Genomic DNA, 6,476 nt, shown 5'->3' with positions numbered 1-6,476 from the left:
ATCTTTTGATCTTTATTCCTGAAGGCAAGATCAAAAGATCGCAGCCTCGCTTCGCTCGACAGCTCCTACATGAGAACAATTCGACAATTCAAACAACAAGGGGGCGAATTCTCATCCGCCCCCTGCTTACCCGCTTATTCCTGTGGTTCTTCGTCAGCAGCGGCGTCGAGTTGCTGGTCTTCAACGGCATCGTCGATCACGACTTCACCATCGAACACCGCCCCCTCTTCACCTTCCAGTTCTTCACCTTCGATTTCCGAAGGTTCCTGAACCCGCTCAAGGCCGACCAGGGTTTCATCCTTGGCCAGTTTGATCAGGGTCACGCCCTGGGTGTTACGACCCAGGCTGGACACTTCGTCGACACGGGTACGCACCAGGGTGCCCTGGTCGGAAATCAGCATGATTTCCTCACCGTCGAGCACCTGGACGGCGCCGACCAGGCGGCCGTTACGCTCGTTGCTGACCATGGCGATAACGCCCTGACCGCCACGCTTGTACTCAGGGAACTCGGTGATCGCCGTGCGCTTGCCAAAACCACGCTCGGAAGCGGTGAGGATCTGGCTGCCTTCTTCCGGGATCAGCATGGAAATCAGCTTCTGGCCTTCCGGCAGACGCATGCCGCGCACACCGCGGGCGGTACGGCCCATGGCGCGAACGTCGGATTCCTTGAAGCGGGTAACCTTGCCGCCGTCGGAGAACAACATCACTTCACGCTCGCCATCGGTAATGGCGGCCGAGATCAGCACGTCACCTTCATCCAGTTCCAGTGCGATCAGGCCGACGCTGCGCTGACGGCTGAAGGATTCCAGCGGGGTCTTCTTCACGGTGCCGTTGGCGGTGGCCATGAAGATGTAGTGACCTTCGGTGTATTCCTCGACCGGCAGCATGGTGGTGATGTACTCACCGTCATCCAGCGGCAGCAGGTTGACCAGCGGACGACCACGGGCAGCGCGGGATGCTTCAGGGATTTCGTAGGTTTTCAGCCAGTACACCTTGCCCTTGCTCGAGAACAGCAGCAGCGTGGTGTGGCTGTTGGCAACCAGCAGGTGGGCAATGTAGTCCTCATCCTTGACGCCGGTCGCCGACTTGCCTTTACCGCCACGACGCTGGGCCTGGTACGCAGCCAATGGCTGGGTCTTGGCATAGCCACCGTGGGAGATGGTCACGACGCGCTCTTCTTCCGGGATCATGTCACCCAGGGTCAGGTCGAGACGGGCATCAAGAATCTCGGTGCGACGCACGTCGCCGTATTCGGCACGGATCACTTCCAGCTCTTCGCGAATCACTTCCATCAGGCGCGTGGCGCTGTTGAGGATGCGGATCAGCTCGCCGATCTGGTTGAGGATCTCTTGATACTCGGCCAGCAGTTTTTCGTGTTCCAGGCCGGTCAGGCGGTGCAGACGCAGTTCCAGAATGGCTTGCGCCTGTTCCGGCGACAGGAAGTACTTGCCGTCGCGCAGACCGTATTGCGGATCGAGGTTTTCCGGACGGCACGAATCGGCACCGGCACGCTCGACCATCGCCACCACGGCCGAGGACTCCCAAGGGGTGCTGACCAGCGCTTCCTTGGCTTCCGACGGCGTTGGCGATGCCTTGATCAGGGCGATGACCGGGTCGATGTTCGACAGGGCAACCGCTTGACCTTCAAGGATGTGACCACGCTCGCGCGCCTTGCGCAGTTCGAACACGGTACGACGGGTCACCACTTCGCGACGGTGACGGACGAAGGCTTCCAGCAGGTCCTTGAGGTTGAGGATCCGCGGACGGCCGTCGATCAGCGCGACGATGTTGATGCCGAACACCGCTTGCAGCTGAGTCTGGGCGTAGAGGTTGTTGAGGATCACCTCAGGCACTTCGCCACGACGCAGCTCGATCACAACGCGCATACCGTCCTTGTCGGACTCGTCGCGCAGCTCGGTGATGCCTTCGAGCTTCTTCTCTTTTACCAGCTCGGCGATCTTCTCGATCAGACGCGCCTTGTTCAACTGGTAAGGGAGTTCGGTGATGACGATCTGCTGGCGGCCACCGACCTTGTCGATGTCTTCGATCATCGAGCGGGCGCGCATGTAAATGCGGCCACGGCCAGTGCGGTAGGCTTCGATGATACCGGCGCGACCGTTGATGATCGCCGCGGTCGGGAAGTCCGGACCCGGGATGTATTGCATCAGCTCGTCGACAGTCAGCTCGGGGTTGTCGATGAGCGCCAGGCAACCGTCGATGACTTCACCGAGGTTGTGTGGCGGAATGTTGGTCGCCATGCCCACGGCGATACCGCTGGAGCCGTTGACCAGCAGGTTGGGAATACGGGTCGGCATGACCGCCGGGATCATTTCGGTGCCGTCGTAGTTCGGCACCCAGTCCACGGTTTCCTTATGCAGGTCGGCCAGCAGCTCGTGCGCCAGCTTGGTCATGCGCACTTCGGTGTATCGCATGGCCGCGGCGTTGTCGCCGTCCACCGAACCGAAGTTGCCCTGGCCGTCTACCAGCAGGTAGCGCAGGGAGAATGGCTGTGCCATCCGAACGATGGTGTCGTACACCGCGGTATCACCGTGCGGGTGATACTTACCGATCACGTCACCGACAACACGGGCAGATTTCTTGTACGGCTTGTTGAAGTCGTTGCCCAGCTCGCTCATCGCGAACAGCACGCGCCGGTGCACGGGCTTCAAGCCATCGCGCGCATCCGGCAGTGCCCGCCCGACAATTACGCTCATCGCGTAGTCGAGGTAGGACTGCTTCAGCTCGTCTTCGATATTGACCGGGAGGATTTCTTTGGCCAGTTCGCCCATGAGAAGCCTGATTCCTTTTTCTGGTGAAACTTCGTCAGGACCAACGAAGCTCGCCGCTGCAGGCTCGGTGCCATGCATTGGCTTACGACAAATCAACGAGTTATGCCATGGATCTGCGCAGTAAAGGTCACCCCGAAGGGTAACCATGGAAACCGCCGGATGTTATCACAAGAGCCGCCACGCACCTATCCCCCAGATGCGCATGGAGAGTAGTTAGTTGACCGGTGACAGGCTTGAAGGGCACGAGAGAGGCTTAGAGCTTCGATCAGCAGGCAATCAAGCGCTTTTTTCACTTGCAAACACGGACCTGTAGGAGCTGCCGCAGGCTGCGATCTTTTGATCTTGTTTTTTAAGAATCAAAGTCAAAAGATCGCAGCCTGCGGCAGCTCCTACAGGGACTTGCCTTGACCTAGTGAAGTCGCTTGCGGCACATCAACTGCGCCATCTTCGCCGTGTCCGGGCGTTCGACGATGCCTTTTTCGGTGACGATCGCATCGATCAGATCCGCCGGCGTCACGTCGAACACCGGATTGAAGGCATGGACATCGGCCCCGACGCGCTTGCCACCGACTTCCAGCAGCTCGCGACCGTCACGTTCTTCAATCGGAATGTCGTCGCCGCTGGCCAGGTTCATGTCGATGGTCGAACTCGGCGCCACCACCATGAAGCGCACGCCGTGGTGCATGGCGTTGACGGCCAGCTGATAGGTGCCGATCTTGTTGGCCACATCGCCATTGGCGGTGATCCGGTCAGCGCCGACGATGACCCAGGTAGGGCCTTTGGTCTTCATGATATGCGCGGCGGCCGAGTCGACATTGAGGGTCACGGGAATGCCTTCATTGGCCAGTTCCCAAGCGGTCAGCCGCGAGCCCTGCAGCCATGGGCGGGTTTCGTCGACATAGACCTGCTCGACCATCCCCTCGATGAATGCAGCGCGAATCACGCCCAGCGCCGTGCCAAAGCCGCCCGTGGCCAGTGCGCCGGTGTTGCAGTGGGTCAGGATCGCCTGGGCGTTGCCCTGATGCTTGCGGATCAGGTCGACACCCAATTGCGCCATGGTCAGGTTGGCCTCCCGATCACTTTCGTGAATCGCAATGGCCTCGGCCTCCAGCACCTCAAGCGGATCGGCATTGCCTTTCAGGCGATCAAGCCGGTCGTGCATGCGACCCAGCGCCCAGAACAGGTTGACCGCCGTAGGACGGGAATCGGCCAGCAGCATGAAATCCTCTTCCAGCGCCGCATACCAGTCGCCACCTTCGGCAATCCGGGCACGGGCCGCGAGCACGATGCCATAAGCGGCGCTAATGCCGATGGCCGGCGCGCCACGCACTACCATCGAGCGAATGGCCTCGGCCACGCCAGCGGCGCTGGTGTAGGCGATCCAGCTTTCCTCGAACGGCAAAATACGCTGATCCAGCAGATGAAGAGCGCCATCACGCCAATCGATGGCCTTTACCTTTTCCGCAGCCAACAGTCGATCGCGCATCCCTCACCCCGCACTCATGAACAAAAGCCGCCGATTATAGCGATCCCCCCGCGAAGACGCTCGGGTATACTTCGCCATCCTTTACAAAAGCACTGGAACCGACCCTCGATGCCGAACACTGCCGCTGCGCTCGACCTGTTATTGCTGCCGACCTGGCTGGTACCCGTCGAACCTGCTGGTGTCGTCCTCAAGGAACATGGCGTGGGCATCCGAGATGGACGCATCGTGTTTATCGGCCCACGTTCCGCCGCACTGAAGCTTAACGCAATCGAAATCCGCGAATTGCCCGACATGCTGCTCAGCCCCGGCCTGATCAATGCCCACGGGCACGCGGCGATGACGCTGTTCCGCGGCCTGGCCGATGACCTGCCCTTGATGACCTGGCTGGAAAACCACATCTGGCCCGCCGAAGCCAAGTGGGTCGACGAGGACTTCGTGCGCGACGGCACCGACCTTGCCATCGCCGAGCAAATCAAAGGCGGCATCACCTGTTTCTCTGACATGTACTTCTTCCCGAAGGTTGCCAGCGAGCGCGTGCACAACAGCGGCATTCGCGCACAGATCGCGATTCCGATCCTCGATTTCCCGATTCCGGGCGCCGGCTCCGCGGATGAAGCCATTCGTCAGGGCGTTGAACTGTTTGGCGACCTCAAGCACCACGAGCGCATCAAAATCACCTTCGGACCCCACGCACCCTACACCGTGGGCGACGAAAACCTGGAAAAAATCCGGGTGATCGCCGAAGAACTTGACGCATCGATCCACATGCACGTGCATGAAACCGCCTTCGAAGTGCAGCAATCGGTCGAACAGCGCGGTGAACGCCCACTGGCCCGCCTGGCGCGCCTGGGCTTGCTCGGGCCGCGTTTCCAGGCGGTTCACATGACCCAGATCAGCGATGAAGACCTGGCACTGCTGGTAGAAAGCAACACCAATGTGATTCATTGCCCGGAGTCCAACCTGAAGCTGGCCAGCGGGTTCTGCCCGGTCGAGCGCTTGTGGGAAGCCGGGGTCAATGTCGCGGTCGGCACCGATGGCGCCGCGAGCAACAATGACCTGGACCTGCTCGGCGAAACCCGCACCGCTGCCCTGCTGGCCAAGGCTGTCGCCGGCTCGGCCACCGCGCTCGATGCCCATCGCGCCTTGCGCATGGCCACCCTCAACGGTGCCCGTGCCCTGGGCATCGAAGCCGAAACGGGCTCGCTGGAAATCGGCAAGGCCGCGGACATGGTGGCTTTCGACCTCTCCGGCCTGGCCCAGCAACCGGTCTACGACCCGGTTTCGCAGCTTATATACGCCACCGGCCGGGACTGCGTGAAACACCTTTGGGTGGCCGGCAAACAACTGCTCGACGACCGTTGCCTGACGCGCCTGGATGAACAACAGCTTGGCGCTGTCGCGAAGGCCTGGGGCCAGCGCATCAGCGGCCGTACCGAATCGTAAGCACCCCGGAACGCAATCCGGGGCAACAGGATTTTTCAAGTTTTAGAGGACTTAAACCATGAGCAACGTCGACTACGCCGAAATCGCCAAATTCGAGGCCCTGGCCCATCGCTGGTGGGACCGCGAAAGCGAATTCAAACCGCTGCACGACATCAACCCGCTGCGGGTCAACTGGATTGACGAGCGGGTCAATCTGGCCGGCAAGAAAGTCCTCGACGTCGGTTGCGGCGGTGGCATCCTCAGCGAAGCCATGGCCCAGCGCGGCGCGACCGTGATGGGTATCGACATGGGCGAAGCGCCGCTGGCGGTTGCCCAATTGCATCAGCTGGAATCGGGGGTCAACGTCGAATACCGGCAGATCACCGCCGAAGCCCTGGCCGAGGAAATGCCGGAGCAGTTCGACGTGGTCACCTGCCTGGAAATGCTTGAGCACGTGCCGGACCCGTCGTCGGTCATCCGCGCCTGCTTCCGCATGGTCAAGCCCGGCGGTCAGGTGTTCTTCTCGACCATCAACCGCAACCCGAAGGCGTATCTGTTCGCCATCGTCGGCGCCGAATACATCATGAAGCTGCTGCCGCGCGGCACCCACGACTTCAAGAAATTCATCCGCCCTTCCGAACTCGGCGCCTGGAGCCGCATGGCCGGCCTGACCGTCAAGGACATCATCGGCCTGACCTACAATCCGCTGACCAAGCACTACAAGCTGGCCGCCGACGTGGACGTCAACTACATGATCCAGACCCTGCGCGAGGAGTAAG

The 6,476-nt window shown here is 60.8% G+C and carries 4 protein-coding genes; 2 read left to right on the top strand and 2 right to left on the bottom strand.

Features of this window, described 5'->3' with window-relative positions:
* Positions 1–134: 134 nt before the first annotated feature.
* Together gyrA and mtnA are read right to left on the bottom strand one after the other, a co-directional pair.
* Positions 135–2,789, bottom strand: coding sequence for a DNA gyrase subunit A (gyrA, locus tag AC07YV_RS27390; protein WP_007973648.1), 2,655 nt, complete (start codon positions 2,787–2,789; stop codon positions 135–137).
* 409 nt (positions 2,790–3,198) lie between these two features.
* Positions 3,199–4,275 (bottom strand): S-methyl-5-thioribose-1-phosphate isomerase, encoded by a 1,077-nt coding sequence (mtnA, locus tag AC07YV_RS27385; RefSeq protein ID WP_102702342.1) that lies wholly within the window; start codon positions 4,273–4,275, stop codon positions 3,199–3,201.
* A 108-nt stretch (positions 4,276–4,383) separates the two neighbouring features.
* Here mtnA and AC07YV_RS27380 point away from each other — a divergent pair, with 108 nt between their 5' ends.
* Together AC07YV_RS27380 and ubiG are read left to right on the top strand one after the other, a co-directional pair.
* Positions 4,384–5,718 (top strand): TRZ/ATZ family hydrolase, encoded by a 1,335-nt coding sequence (locus tag AC07YV_RS27380; RefSeq protein WP_102702341.1) that lies wholly within the window; start codon positions 4,384–4,386, stop codon positions 5,716–5,718.
* Between the two features lie 58 nt (positions 5,719–5,776).
* Positions 5,777–6,475: a bifunctional 2-polyprenyl-6-hydroxyphenol methylase/3-demethylubiquinol 3-O-methyltransferase UbiG gene (gene ubiG / locus AC07YV_RS27375; protein WP_007985381.1), complete on the top strand. Its 699-nt coding sequence runs from the start codon at positions 5,777–5,779 to the stop codon at positions 6,473–6,475.
* Position 6,476: the final 1 nt, after the last annotated feature.

The organism is Pseudomonas sp. GW456-E7 (genome assembly GCF_059424105.1).
The sequence above is the reverse complement of the archived record's forward strand: the minus strand, read 5'-3'. Positions and strand labels throughout refer to the sequence as shown.